This window comes from Novipirellula sp. (assembly GCF_041583735.1).
Classification (GTDB): Bacteria; Planctomycetota; Planctomycetia; order Pirellulales; family Pirellulaceae; genus Novipirellula.
The window spans coordinates 1-18,298 of sequence record NZ_JBFHFD010000092.1 but is presented as its reverse complement, the minus strand read 5'-3'; the positions used below and the strand labels follow the sequence as shown (position 1 = coordinate 18,298).

Sequence of the window (18,298 nt, the reverse complement as noted above, 5' to 3'; positions counted from 1 at the left end):
CCTGTACGCTGATGATCTTGGATTCGGAGATCTTCGATGCAACAACCCCGATTCAAAAATTCCCACACCCAATCTGTCGCAATTGGCAAACGCGGGGATGCGATTTACCGACGGGCATTCCTCGTCGGGAATCTGTACCCCGAGCCGCTACGCGCTGCTGACGGGGCGGCACCATTGGCGTGATTTTCACGGAATCGTCAACGCGTTTGGGGATTCGGTTTTCGCCCCCGAACGGCTGACCCTAGCCGAGATGTTGCAGCAGGTCGGTTATGACACCGCGGCAATCGGCAAATGGCATCTGGGCTGGAATTGGGATGCGATTCGTAAACCCGATGCGGTGAGCGAGAAACAAGGACGCAATAAAGTCTGGGGGCCAGAGGATTTTGATTGGGACAAACCAATTCCCGATGGACCTTTGGCTCACGGATTTGATTCCTATTTTGGCGACACCGTGATTAATTTTCCTCCTTATTGTTGGATCGAGAATGATCACGTCGTCAAAGCTCCCGATACGATGATGGACACATCGAAGTGGAAGCCGATCAAAGAGGGCAACTGGGAATGCCGCCCAGGGCCGATGGCTTCGGATTGGGATCCTTACCAGAACATTCCGACGATCACACAGCGTGGCGTCGATTTCTTGAAATCACGTAAACAGAGCGACAAATCCTTCTTTTTGTACTTTGCGTTTCCATCGCCACATGCTCCGATCATTCCCAATGATCAGTTTGATGGAAAATCGGGCGCGGGTCCGTACGGAGATTTTGTTTACGAAACCGACGACGCCATCGGACGGTTGTTGACCGCTCTGGATGAATCGGGCCAAGCGGACAACACGCTAGTCATCTTCACCGCCGACAACGGCCCCGAGAAATATGCTTACGCACGTGACCAAAAATTCGATCATTGGTCGAGCAAGCCTTTTCGGGGGCTGAAGCGAGACCTTTACGAAGGTGGTCATCATGTTCCGATGCTGATCCGGTGGCCCGGCACAATTGAGCCCGGATCGACCAATACATCGCTGGTTTCGCAAATCGATATCATGGCAACGATTGCCGAGGCGATCGATTACAAGTTGCCCGATGACGCCGCCGAAGATTCGCACAGCCTGATGCCGTTGTTGAGCGGTTCCTCGACGCCGGTCCGCACGACACACGTCCACAACACTCACGCCAATGGGTATGCGATCCGTCATGACGACTGGCTGCTTGTGGATACAAAAACCGGATACGTAAGCGGACGCAATCCGCAATGGGAAAACAAGCATGGCTACGCCGCCGATGACAAGGGGCCGGTGGAGCTGTACGACTTAAGCGAGGATATCGGTCAACGTAACAATGTAGCAAAACAGCATCCCGAGGTGGTTGCCGAGTTGCAATCGAAGTTGAAACGGATACGCGAACAAGGTTTTTCGGCGCCCCGGCTTTCACAATGACCGGCTTTCACAGTGACCGGCAACGGATGGCAATCGCGACGGGCACGCGTATTGGTCAATACGACGTGGTTGATACGATGCCCCCCCTACCGCGACAGTCGGCGGTTTGACGTCTTACCACTTTTTTGTTGACGGCGGCGAGCTTTTCGCTCCCCCGCAGACGATCGCAACCCGCCACCTTTTGATCTCGCCGCGTAACGATCGCGAGTGCTCTGCGGGTACGCCAAAAAACGTCTCAGCAATGCGGGTGGCCAACGAGCAAGTGAAATTGTCCAGCAACCTGGATCGTCTCCCGTCATCCCGTTTTGGCGGCATGACGGAGGATCGTCCTTAGACTATTATGCCGGCAGCGAAAAAGCCCCCCAATTTTCATGGAATGATTGGGGCGTGCAGCTGAATACCTTTATGGAAGTCTTTGTTTAAAATGGATGCCACCCCCCATCGAGACGCGATCAATTTTTTTAACCGTTACACGGGAAAGATCGAGCAAGAAGAGATCTACGGCGAATCCTTTCTCCGTTGGACCTACGAAACCTTGCCGGGCCGAATCGCGTTAGCGGTTGCTGCCAAACGCGTTTGGTTCTCGAAGTGGTACGGTTGGCGGATGGATCGGACCGCTAGTCGAGCGAAGGTGCTGCCTTTTATCGAGACCTATCGACTCGATCCAAACGAGTTTCAGGACCCGCCCGAATCCTTTTGTACGTTCAACGAGTTCTTCTATCGCAAGTTGAATCCAGCCGCGCGTCCGATCGACAGCGATCCCGACTCGGTGGTCTTTCCAGCCGACGGGCGTCACTTGACAATCGCCGATGTCTCGCAGGCCGATGGATTTTGGGTCAAGGGTCAAAAGATGGACTTGGCTCGCTTGCTGGGGAGTCGCGAGTTAGCGGGTCGCTACGCCACCGGCAGCATGTTGATTTCTCGACTCTGTCCAGTCGACTATCACCGCTTTCACTTTCCAGTCTCCGGTGTCGCCAGCGAATCACGTTTAATCCCCGGATCGCTGTCGTCGGTCAACCCGATCGCGTTGCGGAAACGTCTGGCCATTTTGTGGGAGAACAAACGGGTGATCACCGAGATTCAAACCGAGTCCCACGGCACCGTGTTGATGATCGAAGTCGGCGCAGCTTGTGTCGGAGGGATCCATCAAACATTCGTCCCCGGCATGGTGCAAAAGGGAGACGACAAGGGCTACTTCACCTTCGGCGGTTCAATGACGATGGTGTTAATGGAGCCCGAACGCATTCAATTTTCGGACGATTTGCTAAAACACTCATCCCAACAGCGCGAAGTCTACGCGCGGATGGGAGATGTTGCTGGCTTTGCTTAAATCCAATCGTGGCATTCGTGTGGCGACGCCGCGTTACGTTGGCTTCGCGGATCGAGTGTATGACGCGAGAAACAAGCAAGGTCACGGTTTCTTGACGTTGGCCGTCTTGGACGATCGCGGTGTAAGAAGCGGTTCAGGTTCGGCAAAATCGGCGGTCATCTCGTAGGGAAGCCGCCAAACGTGCTCACCCGAGCGGTCGGCGAAATAGAGTCGGCTGGTGCTCAGTTGCGTCGGATCGCCATCGGCCCAAAAAACAAAGAAGGGATCTTTTGCTGCCAATGGTTGACGGATGTAGTTGTGGTTCCGCGGACTATTGTCAGTCAAGTGCCGTTTTAGCTCCCACGAAGCGGCTTGATTGCGACTCTCCCAAAGCACCACTTCGCCGCCTCCGTGCCCTGGTTGCGGGCCTGGTGCGGATGGGACGCGTACTGTCCAGGCCGCACCGTCTTGATCACCAAGATCCAAACTGCCCATGTCGTAATTGTGGTCGGTTGGACAAATTGTCGATGTCCGCCAATTCAATCCGTCCCAACGCGTGATCCGAAAGAATCGGGGGTCATTTGGGGGGCCCGGCTCGGCACCACGGCTAGTCACGTAGAGCAGAACCGGATGTCCAGCATGATCAAACTTCATGTCTTTCAAATAAACATTGAGTCCCTGGGCAGCGTAGTCGATTACTCGCGCGGGGCTGTCGACATCGACCAGCGGTGTTTGAAGAACCTTGCCGTCGACGGTCGTCCAGGTTGTCCCCTTATCACGGGTCTGCACATAGTACAAATCGGTGCGTTGATCCACGTTACCGTTGGGGTGCCGGTTGAGAAACGTGCCCACCAATTCACCTCGCACGGCGCTGCTTTGGTAGTGCCCGCCATTGGAATGTCCCGGCTCGCGTATGCCCGCCAGTTTCTGATCCGCAGTCCAAGTGACTCCGTCATCGCTGCGTTCCCAGTACAGCTCACGGACGCCCGTGTACTTGGTAAACAGATGCAGAAAACCTTTTTCGCCAACGACATGCGGTTGGGGATAAGTCATTTCCTCTTCGCTGATCCGATCGAAGCCATCGATGCTGAAGGGCTGCACGCTGCGGTATTTGAATCCAGGCCGCTTGCGACCACGACCGCTTACGAAAACCCATACATGTCCCTCCGCGTCAATGGCTAGGCTAGGATTGTCGTGCGGATCATCCACGCCTTGTTTATCATGGACCACCACAGGCCGAGGCACTTGGTTTGTTTTGTGATCGTAATAGGAAATCATGCACAACAGGTGACGTTCATCAGGCCCCGTTGTGCCTCCATAGACAAAGAACGTCTTGTCCACCTCAGGACAATAGATTGCCAGCGGAGTGTGCTTGGCCGTGTAGGTTCCCAGACCGCCTGAGTATTTGTCGCCATAGGGAAAGACTGGTTCACGCGATACCTTCGCATAGGCCTGGTCCCCGCTGCCTTTGCCGTAGAATTGGCCCAATGTAAACCAGATTCCCTTGTAACCCGCGATGCGTCGCGTTTCGGTCTTCGTATCCGGCTGGACACCTCGCGTTGTTGCCGTCATGGTCGCAATAATCGTAGCGGCAACAACGAATCGCAATGGCAGCGCACTCACAATAAATCGCATGGGGACATTAACCTTATCGATGACTTTTCTGACGAGAGCGATTGATTTATACCTACGACGCACAGATCTGCAAGCATGAGAGTCTATACAGTTTGTCGCAAACCGAGTTGATTCCACTATAGCAGTCCCAAAAATGATGCGCGGTAAAACAGCCGACGGACCGGCAAATTATTTTAGTGATTGCAGCGGTCGACGCGTGTCGGTTGAGCGCACGGAAATCAGCGATTCACGCTGTCCGCTACCACGAAATTGCGCCATTTCCAGAAAAACGAGAATAAACGCCGACTAGGGGGAGACCACGGAAAAGTGATGCTCGATCTCCGCCGGACTCAGTGCCCGCGAGTAAACTGCGATTTCGTCGATTGCACCTGAAAACTGCCGCCAATCCGCCGCGGCCGTCAATTGGCCAAAGATCAGGTGGAAATCTCCGGATCCGTCGACTTTGCCTTCCGCCAAGGGGACGCGGCGCGCTAGATGTCCATTGAGATAGATCTCCATCGCGTCCGTATTCTTGACGGCAACGACGTGATGCCATTGACCCGGCACACACAATCCCGGCGTAAACGCGTTGGTCCCCGCTTCGTAAGATGCGGTCGGAGGATTCCGATGAAGAAATCGTAACGCCCCCGGCTCGTGGATCATGAACGTTTCGGTCACGATCTCCAAAACGTTCAAAAAGATCCGGTGGTCGTTTCTCGATTCAGGGTATACACCGAGCACCGTCGCATGCTGAAGGTCGTCGGGTTTCATCCAGAACTCGATCGAGTAGGGGCCTTGGTTCAGCCCTTCTATTGGATGTTCGCTGACCACGTAACGTGCTGAATCACTGCGTTGGAAACGAACATACCCATTGGTGACATGGATTGTTTTTTCCCCGTTTTGCCCGTGACGGAGTATCGCCGCGTGATTCGGTCCCATTTCGTTGCGGATTGAATTATCCGCGAATGCGGATTCCTCTGCGTCGTCAAAACGCCAATAAACAAGCGGCGACCCTCGGCGAATCAGTTCCGCGTAATCATCCGTGATTGCTAATGCCTCATCATCGTAGACGATGATTTTGGGCAGCTCTTTTGGATTCGCTGTGATCGTTTGCAATAAATCTTTTTCTTGGTTGACACTGATTCGCGTTGCCTCGTGTACACGTTGGCTGATCAAAGTATTGCCGTCGTCGCCAAGCAACGAGAGTTCAACTTCGCCGCTGAGCACCTCGACTTCCGAAGTCCCCGTCGGAGTCACGCTGACGCCAAACTCGGTCCCCAAATCGACGATCGCGGCCTTGGGTGAATTGAGTACGAAGCCGCGAGCACGCGGAGGGACGTTTGCAGTGACGCGGCCGGATAACAAGGTTGCAGCGTTCTTTGAATGAATTTGCAGCTCCGCAGGCCCCTCGATCGCCACGACGGCACCGCTCATGAACTCCATTTGCACCAATCCCTGCTCGAGCTTCAGCGTTCCTGCGGTCAGACGTTTTCCGACCGAAAGCCGGGACACCGAATCGCCTTCGCTACGAACGACAACGGCGGCAATCGGTTCAGCCATCTCGATAACAAACCCCTTGGTGAATGCGTCATTGGATGACGTATCCGGATCGTCAACCGATGCCACGATCGGTGCCGAAGGACCATCGTCCCCCTCGACTACCGGTGTTGCCCCTTGTTCCACGGGGACACCGATATAGCCACTCAGTGACAACACCAAGACCAACGAGAGACCACCGATGACAAGTACCAAAAACGCGACCAGCCCTTGCAATTTAGCGTTCGACCCCGTCCAAGGGATTGGGATGCTGGGAATCGTGGAAGCTACAGGCCTCTGATCTGCGGTTGTAAAATGTTCACTCAGCAGAGCCGGATTGACGCTGTCCACCACGCCCCAAGCACTGGAAAGCTCGGAGTGGATTTGCAAGTAATTCAGGTAATGGGCCTGCGCCTCGGGGGACGATTGTAGGATCGCAACAAGTTCTTTGCCTTCGGCATCACTTAATTGGTCGTCAATCAAACGAGGCAGCAGTGCGTTGAGGCGTCGAAACGAGTCGGGGTTGGGGGAGGAATGGTTCATTTCGGTGGCTCCATCGATAGTTTTGACTCGACGCAAGCGATTAGTTTTTCTCGCAGTCGGTGCAGCATCATACTGACGGCGTTTGCGGTCTTGTCCATGTCACCGGCAATCGCTTTGACGGAAATCGATTCCGCGTAACGCTGGATGACCAGTTTTCGTTGTTCCGGCATCAGTTTGACAAGACAATCCTGCAGTGCCGCCTCGCGACGTTGGCAGATGTCATTCGCGAACATCTCGGCATCCAAAGCATCGAGGGACGCCGCTAAATCGGTAGGGAAGATCAGACGATCGCGGGATTGGCGTTTGCGGAACGCCATCACCTGGAAACGAGCGATCGTAAATGCCCAAGCCATGAAATCGGTGCCCTCTTCGAATTTGGCGGCGTCGCGGCAGAGCACCAGATTGACTTCCTGTAGTACCTCGTGGGCCTGGTCGCTGTTGCCCAATCGCTTCAGCAAAAATCCAAACAGCCGAGGTTGAGCCTCGGTTAACTGCAGCACCCACTCGGTCGTGAGCTCGATTTTGCCGGGAACGTCGTTTTGCATGTCACCTATTAAATAGCCAGGAACGGCTGAATCTTTCGCAATTTCCTGGCGGCCATTCGGGAAAAGGAAAAAAAATCGCGGTCGCCCCGAAAGATTTTTTAGCCACCGGCTATTCCCCTCTATCGCGTTTACGGGAATTTCAAATCCGTTGTTTTTAACGTCTGTCTCTTTCTTCGATTCGTTCCGATCCTTCGAGTCCAGAGTTTTATTTCATGCCCAATCGTAATCTATCGCTCGCTCTCGCCTGTTTTGCGTTTATTGCCTGCTTCTCAATCGGGGGCTGTGGTGACGCCCAAAATGAAGTGATTGACCAATCGACCGTTAATCAAGAAAGCATGGAAGCCTACGAGGCAGAGATGAATCAACCAACCGGTGGCGTTTAGCCGACTTGACCGAATTCAAGGCTGGACCGCGAATGAATTTACTGTTGTTTGTTTTTTTTGAAAGTTTTTGTAAATGAGAAATGCTAAAAATCACGGTTTCACGTTAGTGGAGCTACTGGTGGTGATCGCCATCATCGGCGTATTAGTCGGATTGCTGTTGCCGGCGGTTCAGGCGGCACGCGAAGCGGCACGACGGATGAGTTGCAGCAACAATTTTAAGCAACTCGGTTTGGCGATCCATAATTATCACAGTGCTTATAATCAGCTTCCTAATAATCACACCGGAACGGATCGTGCCTACGTCGGGGATGTTTCCAACAACAGCAACCGCCGATTTCTAAGTTGGTTGGTGACCGTGTTGCCGTTCATCGAACAGCAAGCGATGTGGGAAAGTATCACCAACCCAAGTCAAGAAGTAAGTCCTGGGTCTAGTATGCCGGGGTCCGTGACCAACGGAACTTGGCCGGCAATGGGCCCCGTGCCTTGGCAGGCGGCCTACCCCGCTTGGGCGACCGATATCGCTGGATTTCGCTGTCCAAGTGACCCATCGCGTTTACCCGGCGTGGCCACGGGACGCAGCAACTATGCCGCTTGTTTGGGGGATACAATCGATTCCTGTTACTTTGGCGGTAAGAACGAACGAGGTGCCTACAACCAACCCTCGGATTACTCGCTCAACAATGATGGCGATATGACGCTGCGAGCTCGTGCTGCCAACCGTGGCTTCTTTTGGAGTCGTCACAAAGTAGGCTTTCGTGATGTGCTCGATGGACTATCGAACACGATCGCGGCGGGCGAAATCTGTACGTCCGCAGGCAGTCGCGAAACACGCGCCGATTGGGTCCGCAATATCTCCTTCAAAGGCGATGGTACTTGGGATGGCGCTGGCGAACCTATCCGTTGTAAACAAGGAACGCACATCGATCCTGCTCGACCCACGTTCTACACAAGCTCTGCTAGCGTCGAAACGAATCCACTGAACTCTCGTGGCGGGCGTTGGGGAGATGGTCGATTGACGTACACTGCGTTCCAGACGATTCTACCTCCGAACAACGCTAACTGCTCGACGAACACCTCTGACGGCAACTGGTATTTTATCTCCAGTGCGGGCAGTCGTCACCAAGGCGGGGCTCATGTGTTGATGGGGGATGGGGCGGTGAAGTTTATCACCGACAGCATCGAATCGGGTGATTTGACGGACAACGCCGTTGTCGCTTCGTTTACTGGACACACCAGCAACCCGAACCTTGCTGGTTCGCAAAGTCCGTATGGGCTTTGGGGATCGCTTGGGACGCGTGCCGCGAAAGAAGTGATCAAGGACGAATTTTAGTCCGAGATCAAGCCGAGTTTAAACGGATAGCCAGCGATAAATCTTCGTTGGCTATCCCGTTTTTTCGAGTGTTCAGCAATTGTGAGCCGACGGCGCTAGCCGCGGGCCGCATTCAATCTGGTATGAATTTAGAGGGACAACGCATCGATATGTCGACGCTTCGCCGATTTCCTGCCATGGGGGCGAGCATGCTCCGCGTGATGGCTTGCATTGTGCTTCCATTGCTCGCGGTTGCCGGGCACGGCGTCGTGGCGGCGTCCGATCCATTCGTGATGCCGGAACAAATCGATTTCAACGAACACGTTCGCCCAATCTTTAACGCACACTGCACGGCGTGTCATGGCGGAGTCAAACAAGCTGGCGACGTGTCGTTTGTTTACCGGGAACAAGTGCTGCCGCCGGATGGCTGGATTGTCGAACCAGGCGATCCAGAGAACTCGGTCCTAATCGAGCGTGTTATGACCAGCGATCCCGAATTTCGGATGCCACCGCCCGATCACGGGCCGGCGTTGTCGACCAAGGATATTGCGGTGTTGACCAGCTGGATTCAACAAGGCGCCGTCTGGAAAGCAAGCTATTGGTCGTACGCCTCGCCGCAGCCACAACCACTTCCGGTGGTGTCCGATCCGGCATGGGAACGCCAGCCGCTTGATCGTTTTGTGCTCGCCAAGTTGGATGAAAAAGGGATGACGCCGTCGCCGGATGCTGCGCCCGAGCGATGGCTGCGACGGGTGACGTTGGATCTGACCGGATTGCCACCGACGCTCGAGCAGCGAGACCATTTTTTGAAGGCATTTGAGCAAAATAGTGACGCCGCTCGTCGCGAATACGTCGACCAACTGCTTGCATCAACCGCGTTTGGCGAACGATGGGCCAGCGTTTGGTTGGACCAAATTCGCTATGCCGATTCCAAAGGCCTCGGTTTGGATGGGCGTCGATCGGTTTGGAAGTATCGCGACTGGGTGATCGATTCGTTGAATCGCGATTTACCCTACGATCAATTCACCATCAAACAAATCGCGGGCGACCTGCTTCCCGATCCGACGATCGAAGATTTGATCGCGACTGCGGCGCACCGCCTAACTCAAAACAACGAAGAAGGCGGCACCGACGATGAAGAGTTTCGTGTCGCAGCAGTGCTCGATCGCGTCAGCACAACGTGGCAGGCGTGGCTCGGAGTGACGTTTGGTTGTGTCCAGTGCCACAGCCATCCTTATGATCCATTTCGGCACGAAGAATTTTATCAGTTCGCGGCGTTTTTTAACAACACTACTGATAGCGATTTGGACGAGGATTGGCCCGTCGTCCAAGTCCCGGTCGATCCTCGTGATAATCCCAAAGCGGACCAACTCGATCGACAGATCCGCAAACTGCGTGATCAGTTATTTCAGAAAGAGTTTGCCCAGCTGAGGGCGGACGACGTTTGGACGCCGCTGGTCGATTTGAAGGCTTCGACCAGTAACGCAACGCGAATCGAAGTCCAACGGGTCGACGATCATGATGAATTTCATACCGTCGATACGGTCAGCCGCAACACGGACATCACGCTCGAATCACCGCTTCCGGCAGCGATGAGACAATTGACAGCAATTCGGGTCACCGCCAAGCCGCTGGATCCGGAAACCGGGCTCGATGATTCGGAATGGGGATTTGTGTTATCCGAGCTTGAGGCGGCATTCGTCGTCCAAGGCCAAAAAACGCCCACCCAGATTTCCTTTGCCCGAGTGATCAGCGACGATCCCAATCCGTTTTATGACCCGAACGCGAGTCTGGACCCGAAATCCAACCGTGGTTTCGCAGCCTATTCACGTATCCACCATTCGCGAGAAGCGGCGTTCGTGCTCGATGCTCCGGTCCCGATCCCCGAGAACGCTCGGCTTCGAATCACGCTGAAGCATCGTGTGTTTGTCCTCGGTGCATTCTCGTTAGTAACGCGGCGGGGGCATTTTGCCGTCAGCGAAAGCGACGATTTCGTCGACTTGGTGCATGATGAATCGTTATTGAAGTCCCGAAAACAGCTGGCCAAGCTCGAGAAAGATCGATCGGAAATCAATTCGGTTTCCGTGCCCGTCATGCAAGAGCGTCCTACGCATTTGGCACGTCCGAGTCACATGTTCGAGCGCGGCTTGTTTCTTACCAAAGGAAAACTTGTTACGCCAGATACCCCCGAATCGCTTCACCCCCTTCCCCGCGATGATTCAGGTGACAACTCGCTCCAGCCCAACCGATTAACACTCGCGAAATGGTTGGTCAGCCAGGACAATCCGCTGACAGCACGGGTTGCGGTCAATCGTGTCTGGGCTCAGCTGTTTGGAACCGGCTTGGTACTCAGCGAAGAGGACTTTGGATCGTCGGGCGAAGCACCGTCGCACCCGAAACTGTTGGACTTTTTGGCGTTGCGGTTCCAAGGTGGGCAGCAATGGAGCATGAAGACGATGATCCGCGAAATCGTGCTCTCGCGAACCTATGGGCAATCCGCCAAAGTGACGGGCGCAGGCCTTCAATTGGATCCTCAGAATCAATGGCTGTCCCGAGGGCCACGTCACCGATTGTCATCCGAGATCGTTCGTGATCAAGCGTTGGCGTTGTCAGGATTGCTGAGCGCCAAGTCGCTTGGACCGCCGGTGCATCCGCCAATTCCTGATGGTGTGTGGAAACCTTTTCAATCCGGCGACAAATGGTCGTCGTCAAAACGGGGCGACGAAGATCGCTATCGCCGTTCGATTTACACTTACATGAAACGCAGTATTCCGTATCCGATGTTCGCGGCGTTCGATTCACCGTCGCGAGAATTCTGTTCCCCGCGACGGCTGCGATCCAATACGCCACTGCAAGCGTTAATGATGTTAAACGATGAAACGTTTGCTGAAAGCGCCGCGGCGCTGGCGGCGCGAATGCAGTCCGCACGCAAAGAACCGCGTGAACAGATTCGATACGGCTTTGTGATTGTGACTTGCCGAGACCCTTCCGCTGAGGATTTAGATGATTTGATGACGCTGTTCGAATCGCAACGGAACGGGAACGATCCATATCCAAACCGTGCTGATGCTAACGCGATGACCACCGTGGCCGCAGTGCTGTTGAACCTCGACGAAGTGGTGATGAAGTAAGGATAAATCATGAGCAACGAAAACCTTTACCGTGAAGCCGTCGCCACCAAGCTCCAACAAACCACTCGTCGTCATTTCCTGCAGGGGTGTACGACCGGAATGGGGGCGATGTGGATGGCGATGCAGCGGAACGCCAATGCCGCAACAAAACACTTGCCGATGCATGATCCGCAGAATCCACTCAGCCCGCTGCCGTCGCCGTTGCCGGGCAAAGCAAAGCGAGTGATCTATCTGCACATGATCGGCGCCCCGAGCCAATTGGAACTGTTCGACTACAAACCCGACCTGAAACGATTGGATGGTAAAGATACTCCGCAATCGTTCTTGGAAGGCAAACGGTTTGCCTTCATTCAAGGCACTCCGAAGATGTTGGGGCCGCAATATCCGTTCGCACAACATGGCGAAAGCGGGGCATGGGTTTCGGATCGGTTCCCCCATTTCAGCAAACACGTCGACGACGTCTGTTTCATCAAAACGATGCAAACCGACCAATTCAATCACGGTCCCGCACAGTTGATGGTCCACACCGGGCAAGCCCGCATGGGCTACCCATCGATTGGATCGTGGACGACATGGGGATTGGGGACCGAGAACGAGAATTTGCCAGGCTTCTTCGTTCTGCTTTCCGGCGGTCGCCAACCTCGCGTGGGCAAAGCATTGTGGAGTGGCGGTTTTTTGCCATCCGTGTATCAAGGCGTTCAGTGCCGCTCGCAAGGCGATCCAATCTTGAATATTTCCAACCCCGATGGGGTGTCGCGGGACCGGCGGCGTACGATGCTCGATGCGCTGAATAAACTGAACCAACGAAACAACGAAACCTTCGGTGATCCCGAGACGCTAACGCGAATCGCCCAATACGAAATGGCGTTTCGAATGCAGTCCGCTGTGCCCGATGCGATGGACATCCGTGACGAACCGGCACACATCCACGCGATGTACGGAACCGAACCCGGAAAAGAATCGTTCGCCAATAATTGCTTATTGGCCCGGCGGTTAGCCGAACGCGATGTCCGATTCATCCAATTGTTTGATTGGGGATGGGATTCGCACGGGGCAGGCAAAGACGAAGCCTTAAACGAAGGGTTTAAAGACAAATGCAAACAGGTGGATCAGCCAATCTCGGCGCTGCTGACCGATCTGAAACAGCGAGGGATGCTTGAAGACACCTTGGTGATTTGGAGCGGTGAATTCGGCCGAACACCAATGCGTGAAAATCGAGGCGGCAGCGAAATGCGATTCATTGGCCGCGACCACAACCCGGGCGCCTTCACACTGTGGATGGCCGGTGGCGGAGTCAAGGCGGGCTACAGCTATGGTGAAACCGATGCCGTCGGCTACTCGCCCGCCGAGAATCCCGTCCCGCTACGCGACTTTCATGCCACGCTGTTGCACTTGCTCGGTTTTGATCACAACAAATTAAGCCATCCGTTTCAAGGACTCAATCAAAAGCTGACTGGTGTCCAACCCGCCCAAGTCGTCCATGACGTGCTGGCGTAGTGTGAAGTTTCGAGAATTAGAACGTTTTTGTCTTTGGTTTAGCGACAGACGCCAGAGGGTGGACCACGTTCTGGCGAACGTTACTGGCTTTTTTGAATCTAAGGCATTTCTTAAACGATCGCTGGCAGCGACGGTCACACCAAGATGTCTTTGATTACATGGCCATGCACGTCGGTCAATCGGCGTTCAAAACCGTTGTAATAGTACGTTAGCCGCTCGTGGTTCAGCCCTAATAGATGCAGGATCGTGGCGTGCAGATCGTACACCGTCACGACGTTTTCGACCGCACGGTAACTGAATTCATCGGTCGCGCCGTAAGTGAACGGAGCCTTCACGCCGGCCCCCATCAACCAGGCGGTGAAACCGTCTGGGTTGTGGTCGCGACCGCTCGCTCCTTTCTGGAACGTTGGCATCCGCCCAAATTCCGTGACCCAAACAACAAGCGTTTCTTCCAGTAAACCGCGCTGCTTCATATCGCGAAGCAACGCTGCACAGGGTTGGTCCAGTACCGGGCCATGTTTGCTGTATTGATCGACGATTTTTTTGTGACCATCCCAATTGCTGACGCCTTCGCCGCCGGTTTGATAAGCGCCGTTAAACAGCTGCACAAATCGCACGCCTTGCTCGAGCAAGCGTCGCGCCAGGATGCAATTGTTGGCAAATTGCGCCTTCAGCGGGTTGGTTGTGTCGTCCGCCCCATAGGCTCGTAGCGTGCTTTTCGATTCGCTGGTCAAATCGGTCACTTGCGGAACACTCAACTGCATTCGAGCGGCAAGTTCGTAACTAGAGATGCGGGCCGCCAATTCACTATCGCCTGGGGATTGTTCAAGATGTCCTTCGTTCAAACGTTTTAAGAAATCACGTGTCGCTTGATCTGTTTTCTCGGACGTTCCTTGCGGAATTTGCAAATTGTTCAGCGGCTTGGTCGCGTTGAATTCGGTTCCTTGGAACGCAGCAGGCAAGAAGCCGGGGCCCCAATTGTTGACGCTTGACTGTGGTGTACCGCGTGGATCGGAAATCGCCACGTACGCCGGCAGATTCTCGTTCTCGCTGCCAAGCGCCCACGTCGTCCACGCCCCCATGCTGGGAAATCCATCAAGTGTATTGCCGGTCGACATGAAATTCTCGCCCGGCCCATGAGTGTTCGTTTTGCCGGTCAATGAATGGATGAAGCACATGTCATCGGCAAGCTCAGCTAGATCCGGCAGCAGATCGGAAACCATTTTGCCCGATTCGCCACGCGGTTTGAACTGCCATGGACTCTTGGTCAACATCCCCTGCTCGCCTTGAAATGTGACCAAGTTTTCGGATCCCGGCAGCGGTTGACCGTCCCGCCGGATCAGCTCCGGCTTGTAGTCAAACGTGTCGACTTGGCTGCACGCCCCCGCACAAAAGATCACCAATACATTCTTGGCGGCCGCCTTGTGATGCGGTTTGCGTGCTGCAAATGGATGGGCCGGATCAATCGCAGGACGAAGTGGCGTCGTGGGGGCGGAAAACAGGTTCTGCTGCTGTAATAGAGTCGCCAATGCGATCCCCCCCAGCCCCGTCGCCGTCTCGGTTAGAAATTTACGTCGCGGAAGGAAGGAGTTCATGGCTTTATGGGAAAGGTCGAAAGTGTGGGCGGAAGGCGATTGGCAAGCAAACGGCGTCGATGCCGGAGCTACGGTCCATGATCAAGCTATTCGTACTCAAAGTAGATTAGGATGAAGAGTAAGCTTACGATAATGAAATCCCACGAAACCATCCGTGCGAACTTAGGGGATAAACACGAATTCGTTTGCGTTCAGGATCGCTCGCGTGAACTGTACGATGCCTTCTTGTTCAATAAACCGTTCGCTATCGGCGATTTCTTGTTCGGTTGGTGAGCGTTGGAAACATAACTTCCAAGCTCGGATGATTTGGTTGCGGATCGTGTCCGCTTCGGATTGAATTCGCGCTGCGAGAAACTCGGCCTGTTGCATTACAAATCGGCTGTTCAGCAAGTTCAGCGCTTGCAGCGGTGTGGTCGAGCGGCTGCGTTTTGGCATCACCATACTCGCATCGGGGCAATCAAAGGCGCCGAAGACGTGATCTTTTTCCTGACGCACCTTGGTCATGTAGATCATTCGCCGCCAATCCGGCGGGCCGTAATCTTGTTTTGCATGGTAATGACGCACGTTCTCAAGTTCGACTTCAAAGCCGCTGAACCCAGCACCGCCGGCGTTCTCGACATCCAATTTGCCGCTCGCCGCAAGCACCGAATCGCGGATCGCCTCGGCTTCGAGTCGTCGTGTCGGGAAACGCCACAACAAACGCGTGTTCGCGTCGATCTTTACTGCCGTGGGCGTCGGTCGGCTTGATTGTTGCCATGTTGCGGAATTCAAGATCAGCCGATGGATGTGTTTTAGTGACCAATCGTTTTCCATCAACTCGACCGCCAACCAATCGAGCAGTTCGGGGTGCGACGGCGGAGTGCCGTTGAGCCCAAAATCACTCGGGGTGTCGACGATTCCGACCCCAAATTGATATTGCCATAATCGGTTGACGATCACGCGAGCGGTCAGCGGGTTGTCTTTGTCGGTGACCCAATTCGCGAAAGCAAGTCGCCGCTGTTGCTCTGCCGCATTTTCGTCAAGGTTCAGGGAGGTGAAGACATCGATCGCGTTGGGGAGGACTTGTTCTCGTTTGGCGTCAGGTTCGCCGCGGTACAGTCGATGCGTTGCACCAGGTTGCGAAAATAGGCCAATCCAAGCTCGTGGACGCTCTTCGATTTGTTGCTTTTCCGCTTGGATCTGGTTCAGCCGCGACAACCATGCTTGGCCTTGGCGTGCCTCTGTCTCGGAAAAGGACGTAAAGACGTACGCGGCGGGTCGAGACGGATCATCGTGTGGCAACCGGTCTGCCGATGACGCGATGAGATGCCATTGCCCAGGCTCACGTGCACATTCGATACGGTACTTTGTTGCCACGCGATCGGCGAATTCGCCTTGGCGGTCACGCGCCCACTCGAGACGATCGATTCGAGTTAACTGAGGCAACTCGATCTGTATCCAACCACCGGCTCGGACCGACGCAATCCAGCTGCGTGAATTGCCATGTTGGCCATCATTGATGTGCAACAATTTGTGCTTGACGTGCTGGAAATCGCCCGATGACGTCGCCTTGCCCCCGCGACTCGCCAGTGCGACATTCTGGTCGCCTGAAAAAATTTCGAGCTCATCAATACAGGGTTCGCCTGCATTGGTCGCCTCGATAGTGAATCGGACAAATTTGGCTTCACGGGGTGCAAACGCTTCGATGTTTTGCTTTGCGGTCACACGAGATCGTAATGCGGGGGCTTGCTTTACCGTTTCCTTGGTGACGGGTTGCAACACGATCAAATCTGCCGTAATTGCCGCCCCCTCGTTACCCGATTCAAGAACAATCACGTCGTCTGGGCCGAGTTCGTGGACGCCTGCATCATAAAAGCCACTCCAAGTCGCTTGGCCGGTGGGTTCAGTGGATCCATCGGCCGATTTTTGCTGGTTGATTTTCGCAATTTCCTTGCGTTCCGCCGCCGTTTGCAAGACGTAACGGGCGTCGCTGCTGTGTGATGCAAACCCCGCACCCCAGCTGAGCCAAACTCGGTACGTTCCTTGCACGTTCGTTTGGTAGGAAGCGACCGGTTTGCCCGGTTCGTTGTTCCACCACGTATATTGACCATCGCCCCAAGTGGAATTCGGCGAGTGGGCGTATCGAGCGGTTCCTCGCGGTGTTGACCTTCGATTCGCGTCGCCGTCGTCGATCGCGATCAGAGCTTCTTGATGTGCGGGGATGTACTTGGCTAATCGCTCGCGCAGTTGGATCGATTCTTGTTCAATCGCGTCGAGCCGTTGCTGAGCTTGCTCGGGTAGTGGCAATGCGGCTTCGCCATGTTGGACGCCTGCGAACACCGCTTGCATCGCGTAGTAGTCCTTTTGTGTGATCGGGTCAAATTTGTGGTTGTGGCAGCGAGCACAGCCGGTCGTCAGTCCCAGAAAAGCGGTTCCGCACGTATTGATGATGTCATCGAGTTCGTTTTGTCGCTGCATTTGAGTCAGCTTTGGATCTTGGCCTTTGACCAAATCCATCGGACCGGCGACTAAAAATCCGGTTCCGATTGCCGCGTCCAAGGCGTCACCCGCAATCTGCTGACGAACGAATTCATCATACGGTTTGTCATCGTTGAGTGCCTCAATCACCCAGTCCCGGTATCGCCACGCTGTGGGTCGTTCACGGTTTGTTTCAAAGCCATTCGTCTCGGCAAAGCGAACGAGATCCAACCAGTGACTCGCCCAACGCTCGCCATACCGCTCGCTGGCGAGAACTTGATTGACTAGGTTTTCCCAAGCTTGCTCGGATTTGTCGTTGACAAAGGTTTCGGTTTGTTCGGGCGTAGGGGGCAAGCCGAGCATGACCAAAAAAAGACGGCGAATCAGCACTCGGCGATCCGCACGCGGAGACGGTTCTAAGCCTTCGGACGCCAACCGCGCGTGAACAAAGCCGTCGATCGTATCGGCCGATGTAGGACGTTTGACCGGGCGAAACGACCAATGTTCCAATTCGACCGCTTCGGTTGCCGGACCATAACGTTTCGGTGTCTTCGCTCCTTCGGCGATCCACGTTTCGATCAAATTGATTTCGTCGGGTGACAACGTATCCTCCGGGGGCATTTCGAGGCCCGCTTCCTGATGTTTGATCAACTTCATCAGGAAGCTGCGGTCGGGATCCCCCGGAATGATCGCCGGTTCTCCGGAATTTCCTCCCCTCAACATGTTTGCCAATCGGTCTAACCGCAACTGGCCATTTGCTTCCTCAGGCCCATGACAATCATGACAGTAGGACTGCAGGATCGGCTCGATTTTGTCGGCGAAGTCGACCGCCTGGATCGTCGATGAAGACACCATTAGATGTGCGACGAAGAACGCAAAGAGCGGCTTGTCGATCCGTCGCCATCGGAACATCAATAGCATCGATTCAGGCAACCGGAGCATTT

At 54.6% G+C, this 18,298-nt stretch carries 11 protein-coding genes; 6 read left to right on the top strand and 5 right to left on the bottom strand.

The window, feature by feature from the left end:
* The first annotated feature begins 1 nt into the window (after position 1).
* Positions 2-1,435, top strand: coding sequence for an arylsulfatase (locus ABX962_RS09565; protein ID WP_372718828.1), 1,434 nt, complete (start codon positions 2-4; stop codon positions 1,433-1,435).
* A gap of 424 nt (positions 1,436-1,859) precedes the next feature.
* Complete coding sequence (gene asd, locus ABX962_RS09560; RefSeq protein WP_372718826.1) at positions 1,860-2,765, top strand: archaetidylserine decarboxylase; 906 nt, start codon at positions 1,860-1,862, stop codon at positions 2,763-2,765.
* A gap of 81 nt (positions 2,766-2,846) precedes the next feature.
* Here asd and ABX962_RS09555 read toward each other — a convergent pair whose 3' ends face one another.
* The 3 genes from ABX962_RS09555 to ABX962_RS09545 all read right to left on the bottom strand — a co-directional run bounded on the left by ABX962_RS09555 (position 2,847) and on the right by ABX962_RS09545 (position 6,982).
* On the bottom strand, positions 2,847-4,379 hold the full coding sequence (locus ABX962_RS09555) for a BNR-4 repeat-containing protein (protein WP_372718824.1): 1,533 nt from the start codon (positions 4,377-4,379) through the stop codon (positions 2,847-2,849).
* A 285-nt stretch (positions 4,380-4,664) separates the two neighbouring features.
* Positions 4,665-6,437, bottom strand: a complete 1,773-nt coding sequence (locus ABX962_RS09550) for a LamG-like jellyroll fold domain-containing protein (RefSeq protein WP_372718822.1) — start codon at positions 6,435-6,437, stop codon at positions 4,665-4,667.
* Positions 6,434-6,982 carry a sigma-70 family RNA polymerase sigma factor gene (locus tag ABX962_RS09545; RefSeq protein ID WP_372718820.1) on the bottom strand — a complete coding sequence of 183 codons (549 nt, stop codon included), beginning with the start codon at positions 6,980-6,982 and terminating at the stop codon, positions 6,434-6,436. The genes ABX962_RS09550 and ABX962_RS09545 overlap by 4 nt, the downstream gene beginning before the upstream one ends.
* Positions 6,983-7,194: 212 nt before the next feature.
* Between ABX962_RS09545 and ABX962_RS09540 the strand changes: the two genes are divergently transcribed.
* The 4 genes from ABX962_RS09540 (at position 7,195) to ABX962_RS09525 (ending at position 13,302) form a co-directional block, all read left to right on the top strand.
* Positions 7,195-7,365, top strand: coding sequence for a hypothetical protein (locus ABX962_RS09540; RefSeq protein ID WP_372718818.1), 171 nt, complete (start codon positions 7,195-7,197; stop codon positions 7,363-7,365).
* 73 nt (positions 7,366-7,438) lie between these two features.
* Positions 7,439-8,695: a DUF1559 domain-containing protein gene (locus ABX962_RS09535; RefSeq protein ID WP_372718817.1), complete on the top strand. Its 1,257-nt coding sequence runs from the start codon at positions 7,439-7,441 to the stop codon at positions 8,693-8,695.
* 176 nt (positions 8,696-8,871) lie between these two features.
* Positions 8,872-11,805, top strand: coding sequence for a DUF1553 domain-containing protein (locus ABX962_RS09530; RefSeq protein WP_372718832.1), 2,934 nt, complete (start codon positions 8,872-8,874; stop codon positions 11,803-11,805).
* Positions 11,806-11,814: 9 nt separating this feature from the next.
* Complete coding sequence (locus ABX962_RS09525; protein ID WP_372718815.1) at positions 11,815-13,302, top strand: DUF1501 domain-containing protein; 1,488 nt, start codon at positions 11,815-11,817, stop codon at positions 13,300-13,302.
* Positions 13,303-13,436: 134 nt separating this feature from the next.
* Here ABX962_RS09525 and ABX962_RS09520 read toward each other — a convergent pair whose 3' ends face one another.
* Positions 13,437-14,897, bottom strand: coding sequence for a DUF1501 domain-containing protein (locus ABX962_RS09520; RefSeq protein ID WP_372718813.1), 1,461 nt, complete (start codon positions 14,895-14,897; stop codon positions 13,437-13,439).
* 162 nt (positions 14,898-15,059) lie between these two features.
* Positions 15,060-18,209, bottom strand: coding sequence for a DUF1553 domain-containing protein (locus ABX962_RS09515; RefSeq protein ID WP_372718830.1), 3,150 nt, complete (start codon positions 18,207-18,209; stop codon positions 15,060-15,062).
* Positions 18,210-18,298 lie beyond the last annotated feature (89 nt).